Consider the following 14,318-nt stretch of genomic DNA (forward strand, 5'->3'; position numbering starts at 1 on the left):
TCATGAGATATCCTGCACGGCCGGCCACGACTCCCCCGCAGCTGCCCGAGTGGGACCCCGCCTGGTCCCGGATCGTCGAGGCCGAGACCCCCGACGGACGGCATTCCTTCCACGTCCTCGACACACTCGCTGTGCTCCGCGAGGCCGGCCTCGAGCCCGAGGGCACGATCCTCGCCCTCCACGGCAACCCCACCTGGTCCTATCTGTGGCGCCGGCTGGCCCAGGCCACCGTCGAGACCGCTAGCTCCGGTGGGCGCGTGTGGCGGCTCATCGCGCCCGATCAGCTCGACATGGGCTTCTCCGAACGCCTGCCGCACGATTCGGCCCCCACCCCGCAGTCCGGTGAGGTCCGTCGCATCGCCGATCGCATCGACGATTTCGATGCCGTGGTCACGACCCTGCTCGCCGAGGCGGCCGGCAGTGCCGATGCCGACCACCCGATCGTGACGATCGGTCACGACTGGGGCGGGGTGCTCTCCCTCGGCTGGGCGGTCAGGAACACCGATGTCGTCTCCGCGGCGATCAGCCTCAACACGGCCGTCCACCAACCCGAGGACGCTCCGATCCCCGCCCCGCTTCGGGCCACCCTGGCCGGCCCGATGCTGCCGACGGCCACCGTGCTCACCGACGGGTTCCTCGGCGTCACCCTGCGCCTCGGCGATCTCTCACCCGAGACCAAGGACGCCTTCCGCGCCCCGTACCGTTCGGCGGCGCTGCGGCACGGCATCGGCGGCTTCGTCGCCGACATCCCGGTCGACGAGGCTCATCCCTCACACCCGGAGCTCCAACGCATCGGAACCGACATCGCCGCCTTCGAACACCCGGCTCTGCTGGTGTGGGGCCCGAAGGACCCGGTGTTCCTCGAGCGCTACCTCCGCGATCTGCGGCAGCGCCTGCCGCAGGCCGACGTCCACCGCTTCGAGACGGCCTCCCACCTGCTCAGCGAGGACCACGACGTGGCCGGCCTCGTCCTCGACTGGCTGAGCAGTCAGTTCCCGGCAGCGTCCGATCGCACAGCGGACGCTCGGCGGTCCGCGACCGAACGGCCGTCCGCAGCAGAGCCGACAACCGCCTCGGCGCCGGACTCCCCGGCACCCCGGGCGGTCACCGCGATCCTCGATGCCCGCCGCGACGACGAATCGGTCGCCTCGGTGGACTTCGCCCAGAACCCTGCACAGCAGATCACCTGGCGCCACCTGTGGCACGTGACGACGAGCATCGCCAGCGGCCTGCTCGAACTCGGCGTGCGCCCGGGCGATCGGGTCTCGATGCTCGTGCCGCCGGGCAACAATCTCACCGCCGCCCTCTACGCCTGCCTGAAGATCGGGGCGGTCGCCGTCGTCGCCGACGCCGGACTCGGCCCGCGGGGCATGACCCGGGCGACCACCTCGGCGGACCCGCAGTGGATCATCGGGGAGCTGCCCGGCCTGAGCCTGGCGCGGGCCTTCGACTGGCCCGGTCGACGGATCTCCGTCAAGCCCCTCAACCGGGTCCAGTCCGCGCTCCTCACGGTCGAGACCAGCCTCACCGCCCTCTCCCGCACCCCACACCGCGCCGAGCTGCCGACCCCGCCCGCCGAGGCCGATGCCGCGATCCTCTTCACCTCCGGATCGACCGGGCCGGCCAAGGGCGTGCGCTACACCCATGCCGATATCTCGGCACTGGCAGCGGTGCTGACCCGGGTCTTCGATGTCAGGGAAGGCACCGGTCTGGTTGCCGGCTTCCCACCTTTCGCACTCCTGGGACCGGCCATCGGGGCCACCTCGGTGACTCCGGACATGTCCGTGACGAAGCCGAAGACGCTCACGGCGCAGGCGATCGCCGACGCGATCATCGCCGGGCGCTCGACGATGGTCTTCGCCTCCCCGGCCGCCTACCGCAATGTCGCCGCCACCGCCGCTGACCTCGACGAGGATCAGCGCGCCGCATGCGCACGCATCGAGCTCGTGCTCTCGGCTGGGGCGCCCGTGCCCGGAGAGCTCATGGATGCCATCGCCGAGGTGTTCCCGAACGCGAGCATTCACTCGCCGTACGGGATGACCGAAGGCCTGCTGCTCACCGACATCGACCGTGCTGGAGTCGCCGAGGCTGCCGAGACCGGACACCTCGGCGTCTGCGTCGGCCGTCCCATCGACGGCGTCGAGCTCGCGCTGGCCCCCATCGACGAGACCGGAGCCTCGGCCGACGACCTCCTCGTGGGCGCTGAAGCCCAGGACCGCCTCGGCGAGTTCGTCGTCAGCGCCGCCCACATCAAGTCCGGCTACGACAATCTCTGGCACACCACCGCGCTCTCGGCCCGCGACGACCTCGACGGCCGCACCTGGCATCGGACGAACGACATCGGGCGCATCGACTCCGCCGGACGGGTATGGCTCGAAGGCCGCCTCCAGCACGTCGTGACCACCCCGCGCGGGCCTGTGGGTCCCGGCGGTCTCGAAGCGCTCATCGACAGCGACGAGGCGGTCAGCCGCAGCGCCGTCGTCGGCATCGGGCCCGCCGGTACACAGGCGCTGGTGGCCGTCATCGACGCCGAGGGCACCTCACTGTCCCCCGGCTTGGCGCCCTTGGATCTCGCGGCCAGGCTGCGCGCCCGAGTCGCCGAGGTCGACGGCAGCGACCTCTCGGCAGTCCTCGTCGCCCCCGAATTCCCGACCGACATCCGCCACAATTCGAAGATCGACCGCTCCCGACTGGCGGCCTGGGCCGAGAGCGTCCTCGCCGGGGGTCCGGTGCGCGGCCGGATCTGAGGAGCACTCATGAGAATCACCGTCACCGGGGCCTCCGGACTCCTCGGCTCGTCCGTGGCTCGCGCCCTCATCGCCGCAGGGCATGAGGTCACCACCCTGCAGCGGCGGCCCTCCGGCGCGGAAGGGGCCCGCGACGTCATCGGGTCCGTGACCGATCCGTCCACCGTCACCGAGGCGCTGACCGGCGCCGAGGCGGTCGTGCACTTGGCGGCGAAGGTCTCGATGATGGGTGACCCCAAGGATTTCGAGGCCGTGAACATCGGCGGCACGCGCACCCTCGTCGAAGCGGCGCAGGCGGCGGGGGTGCCGCGTCTGATCCACATCTCCTCGCCGTCGGTGGCGCATACCGGTGAGTCGATCATCGGAGAGGGAGCGGGACCGGCCTCACCGGATCATGCTCGGGGAGAATATGCCCGAACGAAGGCCGCCGGTGAGTTCATCGCGCTGGCAGCGGATTCTGCGGACTTCCGGGTGCTCGTGCTCCGGCCGCATCTGATGTGGGGGCCGGGGGATGCGCAGCTGACCGAACGTGTCATCGATCGCGCCCGGTCAGGGCGGATGCCGGTGCTCGGATCGGGTGCGGCACTGGTCGACACTCTCTTCGTCGACAATGCGGTCGAGGCGATCGTCGCCGCTCTCGACGCCGTCGATGCCAAGCACGGGGAGGCCCTGGTGGTGACGAACGGCCAGCCGCGGCCGATCGGCGAACTGATGTCGCGGATCGCCATCGCCGGCGGCGCGTCCGAGCCGAAGCTGCGGATCCCCGTGGCCCCGGCGCTGGCGGCCGGTTCAGTGGTCGAGAAGGTGTGGGATCTGGGTGAGCATGACGATGAGCCGCCGCTGACACGTTTCCTCGCCGAGCAGCTTTCGACCGCCCATTGGTTCGATCAGCGCAGGACCCACGAGGTGCTGGGCTGGCGACCACGGGTCAGCGTCGAAGAGGGACTGGAAATCCTCGCCCAGCACTATTCGGCCTGAGCAGACATCCGCTCATCCGCTCAGAGGCGGTAGCTGTTCCGGTTCTCGGCCGAGTCGTCAGTCTCGTTGGGCTCACCGGGGTCGTCGGCGCGATCCGAGCTCTTGCCCGTCGAGTCGTCCGAATCTGCGTCATCGTCGGGCGCCCTGAGTCCTTCGGCTTCGCCGGTCTCCGCGGCCTCGGAATCCTCGAGCGCATCCACCGAGACTCCGGGTTCTCCTGTCGGTGGGTTCTCAAGCGATGAGCCCGTGGCGTCCTCGTCGAACTCATCGGGGGCAAGAGTTTCGGGGCTGTTCGCCGGTGCGGGCGGTACAGGGGACTCCTCAGCACTCGACTGCGGCGGCACACTCGGGCGGATCGGCGGCGGAGCAGGCAGGTCCGTGTCTTCGCTCGGCCTCGCCTCGGGCACGGCGGCGTGGCGCCCGGTGGTCGGTGTCGGGTCAGCGCTGGGCGCGGGCTCGCTGTCACCGGAGCTCGTAGCTGCGTCGCCTTCGCTGCTACTGTCGCCGACCGCGGGAGCAGGATTCACGTTCGCAGGTTTCGGCTCGGGCTGAGCGGTCTTGACCGTCAGGGCCTCGGTGCCACGCTCGGAGGGTACCCCCGAATCGGGTGCGGCTGCGGTTCCGGGCGCTTCCGGTACGGCTGCGCTCTCGGTCTCGGTCTCGGTCTCGGTCTCGGACGCAGTCTGGGTCGTCGTCTCGGGCAGTGCCGACGTGCTCGGATCGGAGCTCGAGTCAGCACTAGAACCGAGACTCGATTCCTCGGCAGGGCCTGCCGATTCCACCGAGGACCGCTCGCCGGATTCCGGGGATTCCGCAGTTTCCGTGGCTTCCGGAGTTTCAGAAGTTTCCGGAGAATCCGCCTCGGCGGTGGCCTTCGGGTCGCCATCGGACTCGGATGCCTCCGCGGCCTTCGGTGGGGGCACGGCACCCTCGATGTCATCGAGACTCACACCCGCCTCGGCGGCCAGACGTGCGCGGCGTTCGGCTCGGGCCTTCGCCCGCTCCTCCTCGCTGCGCTGCGGTTTCGTCGCCTCCGATTTGCTCGGGGTCGGCTTCACGGCCTCCCAGACCAGCAGGACGATGAGCATCGTCAGGCCGACCGTCACGCCCATGAAGATCGAGCCCCACGGCCGTTCCATCGAGAAGAAGTCGACGAAGACGTTGAGCCCGAACAGAACGCCGAGTCCGAGGATCAGTGCAACCAGGAATCTCATAACCCCATTGTGCCCTGTTCCGGGGTTTCTGCCGGGATCCGGGGGTGGATTCGTGGTCGAGATCGTCGCACTCCGGCCTCGACAAAGGAAGACGGGCCCACCCCCGTCTCGGCGATCGGCTGTGCCATGGGTCACAATGAATACATGGATACGAACTCGCAGAACACCGCGCCCGGTTACGAGGATGTCATCGCTCGCATCGCCGAGGACGCGAACGGATTCTGGCTCGAGCAGGCCACGGAGCACATCGACTGGGTCACCAAACCGACTCGGGCGGTCGACGATTCGAATGCTCCGATCTACCGCTGGTTTCCCGACGGCGAACTCAATGTCTGCTACAACGCGGTGGACCGCCACGTGGCGAACGGACTCGGCGACCGGGCGGCGATCATCTACGACTCCCCTGTCACCGACACCATCCGCACGATCACCTATGCGGAGCTGCAGGGCGAGGTCTCGCGCTTCGCCAGAGCCCTGTCCGACCGCGGCGTGACCAAGGGCGATCGCGTCGTCATCTACATGCCGATGGTGCCCGAAGCCGCGATCGCCATGCTCGCCTGCGCCCGGATCGGCGCGATCCACTCCGTCGTCTTCGGCGGCTTCGCCCCGAACGAGCTCGCCGTGCGCATCGACGATACGGCACCGAAGGCCGTCATCTCGACCTCGTGCGGCGTCGAGAAGAACCGCATCCTCGAGTACAAGCCGATGCTCGATGAGGCGATCGACATCGCCGAGAACAAACCCGAGTTCACCGTCATCGTCCAACGCGACGAGCACCGCTGCGAGTTGGGCGAACGCGACCTCGACTATGCCGAACTCCTCGCCGCGACGCCGGAGGGCATCGACCCGGTCACGGTCAAGGCCACCGATGAGCTCTACGTCCTCTACACCTCGGGCACGACCGGCAAACCGAAGGGCATCGTCCGCGATTCGGGCGGCTATGCGGTCGCCTTGGCCTACTCGATGCCGAACATCTTCGGGCTCAACCCGGGCGACACGATGTTCACCGCTTCGGACGTCGGCTGGGTCGTCGGCCATTCCTACATCGTCTACGGACCGCTGCTGGCCGGGGTCACCTCGGTGCTCTTCGAGGGCAAGCCGATCGGCACCCCCGACGCCGGCACCTTCTTCCGGATCATCGAGGACCACGGCGTCAACGTCCACTTCACCGCGCCGACTGCCATGCGAGTCGTTCGCAAGGAGGATCCGGAGGGCGCGCTGATCAAGAAATACGACCTGTCCAGCCTGCGGGCGTCGTTCCTCGCCGGCGAGCGCCTCGACCCGGATACCTATGAGTGGACGACGCAGATCCTCGCCGAGGCGACCGGACGTGAGATTCCCGTGGTCGACAATTGGTGGCAGACGGAAACCGGCTGGCCGATTGCGGCGAATCCGCTCGGTCTCACCCGCTTCCCGCTCAAGGCGGGATCACCGACCAAACCGGTTCCCGGTTATCAGGTGGAGGTCCTCGATCCCTCCGGGCAGCCCGTTCCCGCAGGTCAGGAGGGTATGATCGTGATGAGGTTGCCCCTGCCTCCGGGCACCATGGCCACCGTGTGGGGCGACGATTCGAGGTTCGTGTCCTCGTACCTGGCGGCCTTCGACGGCTACTATCTCACTGGCGATTCCGGCTACCTCGACGACGACGGGTACGTCTTTGTCATGGGTCGGACCGATGACGTCATCAACGTCGCCGGCCACCGCCTGTCGACGGGCATCATCGAGGCTGTCATCGCCTCGCATCCGGCGGTCACGGAGACCGCCGTCATCGGCGTCCACGATGAGACCAAGGGGCAGAGTCCCCGTGCCCTCGTGATTCTCGGGGATTCCGCCGAGGCGGTCGACCCTGCGGTCATCACCGACGAACTCGTGGCGCTGGTGCGCAAGGAGATCGGCCCGGTGGCGGCCTTCCGGCAGGTCGATATCGTCTCCGCCCTGCCGAAGACCCGGTCGGGGAAGATCCTGCGCAAGACCATGCGCGAGATCGCCGACGGTGTCGAATCCCCGGCGGTGCCTTCGACCATCGAGGACCGAGCAGTTCTCGATGCCCTGGAGTCGGTGCTCCGGCGGTAGGTCCGGCTCTGTCCCAGCCAGGCCCGGAACGGCCGGTCTCCGCCGGCTGTTCCGGGCCTTGGCTTGGGTCTCAAGACTCCCGGCCCTGAGCGAAGCCGGCGGCGAATCCGCGTTCATATGCGTCTTCGCGGCCGCGGTCCTTCGCCCCGTGCATCCACTGCGCGAAGAACTCGCGCGGATCGCAGTCGGCATCCCAACCGCCCCTGGGGTCGAAGTGGCGTCGTGGGTCGAACCCGCGTCGTGGATCGAACCCACCGCGCGGACCGAAGCCGCGACGGCCGCCCCTCCCACCTCGACGACGGTCGCCGGAGCCGCGGCGAGGGTCCTCATCACGGCGAGGGTCGTAGTCATCACGATCGGCACCGCGAGGATCGAAACCTCCACGTGGACCGAAATCGCGGGGACCGAATCCCCACGGCCGTGATCCTTCACGGTCGTCGTCGGAGTCCGCGCGAGGGTCGAATCCACGTCGAGGTCCGAAGCCGTGTCGAGACCCGAAGCCGTGTCGGTCGCCGCGACGTCCATGCCGACGGCCGCGATCGCGGGCGAACTCACGCATCGACTCGCGCAGAGCCTCGGCGTCTTCGTCGTTCGGCGCGAGGTCGGTGACGATCTTCTTCAGCGAGGAGGTGAGATTCTCGAGCTCTTCGCTGTCGAGCACGTCTTCGACCCGCGAGCTCACCTGGTCACGCAGTGCGTGGATCCGTTCGCGCAGATCATCCGCGGCGGCAAATCCGTCACGGCCCTCGCCCCAGGGCTCGTCACGCACAGCGCCGTCGTTACGCACAGCGCCGTCGTCGCCCGCGGCGCCTTCGTCGAGCACTCCGCTGTCGTCGCGCGCTGTATCTTCGTCCAGCACCGTGCCTTCGTCGACGACATCGGCGTCACGTCGGCGATGAGCCCTGCGGCGCATGTCGGCGAATTCGCGCGGATCGATGTCGGCGTCTTCCATCGCCGCGAAGTATTCTCTGCGCAGCGTCTGCCCTGCCTGGCGGATGAGGTCGGCCAGCTGGGGTGACCCTGCGCCGGCCTCATGGCCGGCTGACGCATGGCTGGCTGACGCATCGTCGGCTGACTCATTGCTGCCTGACTCATGCGTGGCGGACTCATCGGTGGACGCCTGATGGGTAGTTGGACGGTCATCCGCCTCGGGGTCCGTGTTGTCGTTCTCGGTTTTGCCGAGGTTCTTGCCTTCGCCGAAGTTCTTGTCGTTGTCATTGTGTTCGTGGGTGGACATGTCATCTCCTTTACTTGTTATCTGACATGTATATGTATAGTGACATGCATTCACGAAGCATGTCAAGGGACATGTAAAATCGAAGCATGACAACAGACGATCCGACCGAGAAGATCTCCCAGGCCCTCACACGGCTCCAGTGGAGAAGAGGGTTCGGCGGCCCCGGGGGCAGGCGCGGCGGCCCGGGCCCCGAAGCCTTCGATGACAACGGACCCTTCGGCAAGAACGGCCTCTTCGGAGAAGGCGGACCCTTTGCCAAGGGAGGGCCCTTCGGTCCTCACGGCGGAGGTCGGGGCAGACCGAGCCCGGGCGATGACGGCCACGGCCACGGCAGGGACGGTCGCGGATCCCACCCCAACCACGAGGATTGGCGCGAGTGGGGACGCCGACTCGGGGGCCACCTCGGCGGGAGAGCCCAGCTTCGTCTGCTCATCGCCCTCGCTCAGGTGGGGCATGCGATCGGTGTGAGCGCGCTCGGTGAGGCGATCGGCGTCGATCAGCCCCGAGCGTCACGACTCGTCTCTCAGGGCGTCGAACTCGACCTGCTGCGCAGGGAGGCCGACCCCGAGGATGCCCGGCGCACGCTCATCGCCCTCACGGAGAAGGGACGAACGATCACGGACCGATTCCTCGGTGCGCAGCGGGCCAGCGTCGATGTCGCACTCGACTCGTTCTCGGAGACGGAGCGCGCGCAGCTGGCCGATCTCCTCACTCGCCTCGCCGAGGCGTGGCCGCGGTAGACGGACGGAGGCTCAGCCTTCGGCGAGCGCCTTGAGTCGCTTGAGAGAGGCGAGCAGACTCGCAGCCGTCGTCGACTGCGCGCGAGGCAGACGCTGCGGATCACGCAGCTCGGTCCAGTCATAGGTGTGACGAGCCAGGCAGGAGCCCTCCCCCGTGGGCTCGAGCTCCCAGACCCACTTCTGGCCGAAGGGTTCGCCGCCTATCTCGGAGGGCTTCCAGGCGATGAGACTGCCCTCGGCGAAGTCGACGATGTGATTCTCACGGTCGACGCCCTTGGTCAGAGTGGTGATGAAGGAGCCGCCAACCTCGACCACCCGCTGTCCGGCGACGGCGGAGCCGAGGTTGTCGTTGCCGTCCCATTCGGGCTGCCGGGTGGGGTCGGCAATGAGTTCGAACACTGTCGCCGCAGGCGCATCGATGCCGAGCTCGACGCTGACGACCTTGAAGGCGGGGTCGATGCTGTCGAAGACGGACGCGTCATCGGACTTATCGGTCATGGGGTGCCACCTCTTCGCCTGGATGCGGCCCGAGTCGGACTCGGCATCGTCGATGCACTGTCACCGTCAGGATACACAGCACCGGCACCTGGCCTCCGCGGCGTCAGTCTTCGAGCGCCCGATCCTGCCGCTCTGCCCGCAGAGCGGCGGTGCTGAAGCGGGTGAATAGCCGTGAGGAATCGCTGGACAGCGACAGCAGCACCGCAACCTGCATGGCGATCGTGGTCAGCGCGTACATGTTCGTCGCCAGGTCGCGGTCACCGGTGAAGTAGTTCGTCATCGACACGATCACGGAGATCGTCGACAGCGTGAGGATCCACAGCCGCGCCCGGTTGCTGCCACGGAACACCGAGGCGGAGGCGATCACCTGGAGGCAGCCGATGAGCAGGCTGAGTCCGATGAGGATTCCGGCGGCGATGCTCGTGGCCGTCTCGTCACTGAGGGAGTCGATGTCCGAACTGTAGTCGGTGACCTCGGTGCGCAGACCGTCCCAGTCAAGGACCGTGCTGAGAACATCCCACGCCTGGAAGAGGAGCAGAACCAACACGAGCGCGGCCCCGACGACCGTCTGCAGCGGCCGTTTGCGCCACAGGGTCTTCGTCACCTCGGAGACCGATCTCGATTCGGTGTAGATCTGGGTCGCGTCGAGGGCGAGCTCAAGACGGTCCGGGGAATCGGCTTCGTCGGCGACCACCTCGCCGACTTCGAGTATCGGCAGATCGCCGTCGGTGATGATCGCGTCCCCGCCGCCGTTGCGGGAGTGGTAGCCGGTCGAGAAGTCCTCGATGTGCTCGACCCGGATCGACCGGTCCTGCCCGGTCACGGTGTCGACGATGTAGTCGCGTTCGACGTCGGTGTTCTCTTCGATCTTGTGAGTGAATTGGAGGGTGAAGAGCGAGATTCCGACGCTCTTGTCGTAGGTTCCGGCGGCCAGCCAGTCCGCCTGATGACCGCCGGGAAGCAGCCATCCGGTCGGACATTTCCAGAACCGGACGTGATGACGCTGCCCGGGGTCCCCATCGACCTCCTGCTGGTAGGCGAAGTCCTGCCGCCGACCGAACAGCAGCAGCGGGGACACCGGGGCCTGCGGGTAGCTGCGCCTGGTCACCGTCGAACGGATGATCTCCCAGGTCGACGCCGGAGTGATTCCATCGGCGAGGATCCACCCGGCGGCCTTCATGGCATGGTGGATCTGCGCCTCATCGCCCCGCCATGCCAGATTGACCGGATCCCCCAGCAGCCCGTCCGAGGTCCGCGTCCGCCCGATGAAGTAGTTGGGCACGTAGATCTGCGACAGGATGCGGTGCAGCCTGGGCAGAGCGAGATAGGACACGACCGCCCAGAAGGCGAGCAGAGTGAGCACCTGCCACCAGCCGAGGCTGAACCCCTTGAGCAGGATGAGCAGCGCCAGCCAGGACGACGAGGCACCTCCGAAGAGGAAGAAGACGTAGTCGAGGACTCCGGTGACCGTGAAACGGTGGCGCCGATAGACGAACGACTGTTTGTGTCGCCCTCGTCCCGCCGGGCCGCTGGGGCTCGGTTCCGGCGCCGTCGTTCCCGAAGTCATGAGGAACAGTTTAGTGAGCGTTCCTCGCCCGCCGGAATGAGGAGAACCCGAATCACCCCGCCGAGGTGGTCGGGTGGCTCAATCGCGGAGGTGGTCGGGTGGCTGACTCACCTGGCGAGGTGGTCGGGTGGCTGACTCACCTGGCGAGGTGGTCGGGTGGCTGACCCGTCGAATTCGGCGGCTGACTCACCCGTCGAAGTCGGGCGCCCGTCGGTCGCCTCGTCGTCGCTGCAGCGCCGCGGTCGCGGTCGCCGCCACTTCGCGGCTGCCGTCGGCGGCCAGTTCCGCGATGAAGTCGTCGACTTCGTGCCCCGGAATCTCCATGAGCACCTGGAGGACCCGAAAGCGTTCGACGGCATCGGGCGAGGAGGCGTGACGACGCAGTTCGGCCATGATCTGCCCCGGAATTTGCCGGCTCGAGCCCTGATCCTGTTCACCCAGGTCCTGGCCCTGCCCGGTGGCATCCGCACCGAGGATGACAAAGGCGGCGAGCGCCTCGGCGGCTTCGATGTCCTTGGGCCCGTCCATGGCCATGTCGAGCAGATCGGGCACCGCAGACGGGTCCCTCAGCTGGGCAAGAATGAGCGCCGAGGTGGTGCGCACCTCGAGGTCGGTGTCCCCCAGGACTGAGCGGAGAGCTGTCATGATCGTCGCGCGGCTCGCATCGTCGAGCTCGTCCGAGGGCGTATTCCTGCGGATCTCGTCCAAGGCGCGAACGGCGTTGCGACGAACATCGACAGCGGTCGAGTCCATCCCCTTCGCCAGGTGACGAACAGCGTCTGAGCCCGACTGGGCGAGCGCCCAGCGCATCGCCCCGGCGGCATTGAGAACGGTCTCGCTGAGCACCGCCGCCGAGAGCGATTCGACGGGCACGCTGCCGTCGACCCCGCTGCCCAATGCGGCCTTGTGGCGTTGGATGACGTCACCGGATTCGAGGGACCGGAGAAGATCGATGGTGAGCAGCAGCGATTCTCCGTCGATGCCTCCGAGTTCGTCGATCTGCTCAAGGCGGCGGAGCAGTGCGCGTTCGGTGGCGATGCGCTCTTCGGACTGTGCGATGAGATCGCCGATCAGCCGGCCGGCGTCGAACTGGGGATCGTCGAGCACGGTGCCGGCTTCGGCCAAGCTCATTCCGAGTTTGCGCAGGCCTTCGATATGGAAGATCCGCCCGATGTCCTCGGCCGAATACTCTCGGTATCCGCTCGCGGTGCGGTCACTGGGCGAGATGAGACCGAGCGACTCATAGTGACGCAGCATTCTCGCGCTCACGCCGGAGCGTCTGGCCACTTCGCCGATCAGCATTGCCAACTCTCTTCCCTGACTCTGTTGAGGGATCCGGGCCGCGGATGCACCCCTCTCGAGTATGCCGCACTCATCGACCGGAGGAAGGGGTCCGAAGCTGCGGTCGCTCCTGCACCGGGCTTGCCCCACCCGGCGCCGGAGCGGATGATCGACCCTTCCCGAAGTCGATCTATGCCGTAGCCTCGGACCCCAGCGCGACCACCCGTTTGGCGTCGCTCAAGGCGTGAGCGAATCCGGCGTCGGGATCGTCATACATATCCCGGGTCACCATGGCGTGTGCCCGCACTGTGTCGTCCTCTGCAGACAGACTCTCATCGAGCACTGACACGAGATCGTCACCGAGGGTCACAAGCGCGCGACTGAGGCTCTTCTGCATCTCGATATCGCCGCGCCCCAGCTGTGTGACCAGATCGGCTGCCAATCTTTCGCGCGCCTCCCCCGGCACCAGAGCGGCGGCGGCTCGCCAGGCACTCCGGGCCACCTCGGCGTCGGAGTGGGCGATGAAGCGGGTGCCGCTGACAGCCGGGTCGAGGACCGCCCAGGCCCGAGGATCGCCGATCTTGGACAGCGTATGCAGGGCCTGGCTCTGCGCCTGGGGCCCATCGGAGTCGAGCTCGGCGATGAGGCGGGGCACGGTCGCTTCGGCGGGAAGTCGGGTGAGTGCCCAGGTCAGCATGTCGCGGACGAAGAAGTCGGGTTCGGTCCGGGATCGGCTGATCAGCGCCTCGAGGTCGCTGACCTCGACGCGGGTGCCGATCGCCATTGCGGCCTGCAGGCGCTGCTGCGGATTCGACCCGGCCAGGGCTCGGGTCAGGTTCTGCTGCTGTGGATTGGTCATGGTCTCCACCTCCTTGATCATCAGTGAAGACCTTGACAGTGTGTCAAGGTCAAGCGCGGTGCGGCCGTCAAGCTTCCGCCCCGGTCTGTAGGCTCCGGAATATGGACAAGATCGATCCGAAGAAGTCGATGCTCGGCTATCGCGCCAAGCGCGGGGAATTCGAGACCCTCGAACTGCCCGCGCGGCAGTATCTGATGATCGACGGGCATGGTGATCCGAATTCCTCACCCGAGTTCACTTCGGCCGTCGAATCCCTCTATCCGCTGGCCTACGGTCTCAAATTCCTCAGCAAGCGCGAGCTCGAACGCGACTATGTCGTTCCCCCGCTCGAAGCGCTGTGGTGGGCAGACGACATGTCTGCCTTCACAACTGCCAGAGACAAGTCGCGCTGGGACTACACGCTCATGCTCCTCGTTCCCGACTGGCTCAGCGGCGACGATGTCGATCGGGTCACCGACACACTGCGAGAAAAGAAGAGGGCACAGGCGCAGACAACGACGCCCCGCCTCGGCGAGATCCGCCTGGAACAGCTCCGGGAAGGCACCTGCATCCAGACCCTGTACATCGGACCCTTCGACGCCGAGGCGGAAGTCCTCGCCCGGCTGCACGACGAGGTCGTTCCCCAGAGCGGATTCGAGTTGGCCGGGAAACATCACGAGATCTATCTCAGCGATTTCCGACGGGTCGCCCCTGAGCGGCTGCGAACGATCCTGCGCCAACCGGTCGTCCGGGTCGAGGGCGGGTGATGCCGGTCGAGATCAGGTGAGGGGAATCAGCCTCCGCTCGACCAGCCGCCGGTCGTCGGAGCGGTCGTGCTCGAGGTGGGCTGGGGGTCGGCGGCATCGGGATCACTCGAGCTCCGATCACCGACGACGAGCACCGCGACGATCGCGACCACGATGCCGGCCAGGCCCAGCGCGAACATGATGACGGCGGCCAGCGCACAACCGACCAGAGGGCTTCGCTGAGGGCGACGTCGGGAGTAGAAAGGCATGGTTCGAGCCTATGAGAACTCGGCGGATCGCGACGTCGGCGGAGGGTGCAGGGTTGACACATCACGGAACTTCCGTGACCGTTCTGTGACAAAAGGCACGGCGTGGGTACATTGAGCCTTAAGTTTGTTG

At 67.2% G+C, this 14,318-nt stretch carries 12 protein-coding genes; 5 read left to right on the top strand and 7 right to left on the bottom strand.

All coding sequences use genetic code 11. The features are described 5' to 3' along the window. The first annotated feature begins 2 nt into the window (after window positions 1–2). Complete coding sequence (locus CV023_RS12910; protein WP_230746205.1) at window positions 3–2,747, top strand: alpha/beta fold hydrolase; 2,745 nt, start codon at window positions 3–5, stop codon at window positions 2,745–2,747. A 9-nt stretch (window positions 2,748–2,756) separates the two neighbouring features. Beyond that, window positions 2,757–3,725 (top strand): NAD-dependent epimerase/dehydratase family protein, encoded by a 969-nt coding sequence (locus tag CV023_RS12915; RefSeq protein WP_230746207.1) that lies wholly within the window; start codon window positions 2,757–2,759, stop codon window positions 3,723–3,725. Between the two features lie 20 nt (window positions 3,726–3,745). Here CV023_RS12915 and CV023_RS12920 read toward each other — a convergent pair whose 3' ends face one another. Continuing rightward, window positions 3,746–4,939 carry a hypothetical protein gene (locus CV023_RS12920; RefSeq protein ID WP_230746209.1) on the bottom strand — a complete coding sequence of 398 codons (1,194 nt, stop codon included), beginning with the start codon at window positions 4,937–4,939 and terminating at the stop codon, window positions 3,746–3,748. 144 nt (window positions 4,940–5,083) lie between these two features. On the opposite strand from CV023_RS12920, the gene CV023_RS12925 reads away from it, so the two are divergent. Then, a complete protein-coding gene (locus CV023_RS12925; protein WP_230746211.1) occupies window positions 5,084–7,012 on the top strand; it encodes an acetate--CoA ligase in 1,929 nt (642 codons plus the stop codon). A 70-nt stretch (window positions 7,013–7,082) separates the two neighbouring features. Here the strand turns inward: CV023_RS12925 and CV023_RS12930 are convergent, their stop codons facing one another. Next, window positions 7,083–8,249 carry a hypothetical protein gene (locus CV023_RS12930; protein ID WP_230746213.1) on the bottom strand — a complete coding sequence of 389 codons (1,167 nt, stop codon included), beginning with the start codon at window positions 8,247–8,249 and terminating at the stop codon, window positions 7,083–7,085. An 86-nt stretch (window positions 8,250–8,335) separates the two neighbouring features. Between CV023_RS12930 and CV023_RS12935 the strand changes: the two genes are divergently transcribed. Continuing rightward, a complete protein-coding gene (locus CV023_RS12935) occupies window positions 8,336–8,989 on the top strand; it encodes a MarR family winged helix-turn-helix transcriptional regulator (RefSeq protein WP_230746215.1) in 654 nt (217 codons plus the stop codon). Window positions 8,990–9,001: 12 nt separating this feature from the next. Here the strand turns inward: CV023_RS12935 and CV023_RS12940 are convergent, their stop codons facing one another. The 4 genes from CV023_RS12940 to CV023_RS12955 all read right to left on the bottom strand — a co-directional run bounded on the left by CV023_RS12940 (window position 9,002) and on the right by CV023_RS12955 (window position 13,194). Then, a complete protein-coding gene (locus tag CV023_RS12940) occupies window positions 9,002–9,487 on the bottom strand; it encodes an SRPBCC family protein (protein ID WP_230746217.1) in 486 nt (161 codons plus the stop codon). Between the two features lie 103 nt (window positions 9,488–9,590). Further along, the gene (locus tag CV023_RS12945; RefSeq protein WP_230746219.1) at window positions 9,591–11,054 is read right to left on the bottom strand and encodes an LssY C-terminal domain-containing protein; all 1,464 of its coding nucleotides are present in this window, start codon (window positions 11,052–11,054) and stop codon (window positions 9,591–9,593) included. A gap of 186 nt (window positions 11,055–11,240) precedes the next feature. Then, window positions 11,241–12,356, bottom strand: a complete 1,116-nt coding sequence (locus CV023_RS12950; RefSeq protein WP_230746562.1) for a MerR family transcriptional regulator — start codon at window positions 12,354–12,356, stop codon at window positions 11,241–11,243. A gap of 169 nt (window positions 12,357–12,525) precedes the next feature. Further along, window positions 12,526–13,194 (bottom strand): HEAT repeat domain-containing protein, encoded by a 669-nt coding sequence (locus CV023_RS12955; protein WP_230746221.1) that lies wholly within the window; start codon window positions 13,192–13,194, stop codon window positions 12,526–12,528. 101 nt (window positions 13,195–13,295) lie between these two features. Between CV023_RS12955 and CV023_RS12960 the strand changes: the two genes are divergently transcribed. Continuing rightward, entirely contained in the window at window positions 13,296–13,940 is a 645-nt protein-coding gene (locus CV023_RS12960) for a GyrI-like domain-containing protein (protein WP_230746223.1), read from the top strand. A gap of 26 nt (window positions 13,941–13,966) precedes the next feature. On the opposite strand, the gene CV023_RS12965 is transcribed toward CV023_RS12960, so the two are convergent. Beyond that, window positions 13,967–14,188 (bottom strand): hypothetical protein, encoded by a 222-nt coding sequence (locus CV023_RS12965; protein ID WP_230746225.1) that lies wholly within the window; start codon window positions 14,186–14,188, stop codon window positions 13,967–13,969. Between the last annotated feature and the right edge of the window lie 130 nt (window positions 14,189–14,318).

The sequence above is a fragment of the Brevibacterium sp. CCUG 69071 genome (genome assembly GCF_021023135.1).
GTDB lineage: Bacteria > Actinomycetota > Actinomycetes > Actinomycetales > Brevibacteriaceae > Brevibacterium.

Bases quoted from the DNA above. Each gene is read 5' to 3' on its own strand.
- CV023_RS12930 (WP_230746213.1), bottom strand. From the start codon at position 8,249: ATGTCCACCCACGAACACAATGACAACGACAAGAACTTCGGCGAAGGC.
- CV023_RS12925 (WP_230746211.1), top strand. From the start codon at position 5,084: ATGGATACGAACTCGCAGAACACCGCGCCCGGTTACGAGGATGTCATC.
- CV023_RS12955 (WP_230746221.1), bottom strand. From the start codon at position 13,194: ATGACCAATCCACAGCAGCAGAACCTGACCCGAGCCCTGGCCGGGTCG.
- CV023_RS12910 (WP_230746205.1), top strand. From the start codon at position 3: ATGAGATATCCTGCACGGCCGGCCACGACTCCCCCGCAGCTGCCCGAG.
- CV023_RS12950 (WP_230746562.1), bottom strand. From the start codon at position 12,356: ATGCTGATCGGCGAAGTGGCCAGACGCTCCGGCGTGAGCGCGAGAATG.
- CV023_RS12945 (WP_230746219.1), bottom strand. From the start codon at position 11,054: ATGACTTCGGGAACGACGGCGCCGGAACCGAGCCCCAGCGGCCCGGCG.
- CV023_RS12940 (WP_230746217.1), bottom strand. From the start codon at position 9,487: ATGACCGATAAGTCCGATGACGCGTCCGTCTTCGACAGCATCGACCCC.
- CV023_RS12960 (WP_230746223.1), top strand. From the start codon at position 13,296: ATGGACAAGATCGATCCGAAGAAGTCGATGCTCGGCTATCGCGCCAAG.
- CV023_RS12935 (WP_230746215.1), top strand. From the start codon at position 8,336: ATGACAACAGACGATCCGACCGAGAAGATCTCCCAGGCCCTCACACGG.
- CV023_RS12965 (WP_230746225.1), bottom strand. From the start codon at position 14,188: ATGCCTTTCTACTCCCGACGTCGCCCTCAGCGAAGCCCTCTGGTCGGT.
- CV023_RS12915 (WP_230746207.1), top strand. From the start codon at position 2,757: ATGAGAATCACCGTCACCGGGGCCTCCGGACTCCTCGGCTCGTCCGTG.
- CV023_RS12920 (WP_230746209.1), bottom strand. From the start codon at position 4,939: ATGAGATTCCTGGTTGCACTGATCCTCGGACTCGGCGTTCTGTTCGGG.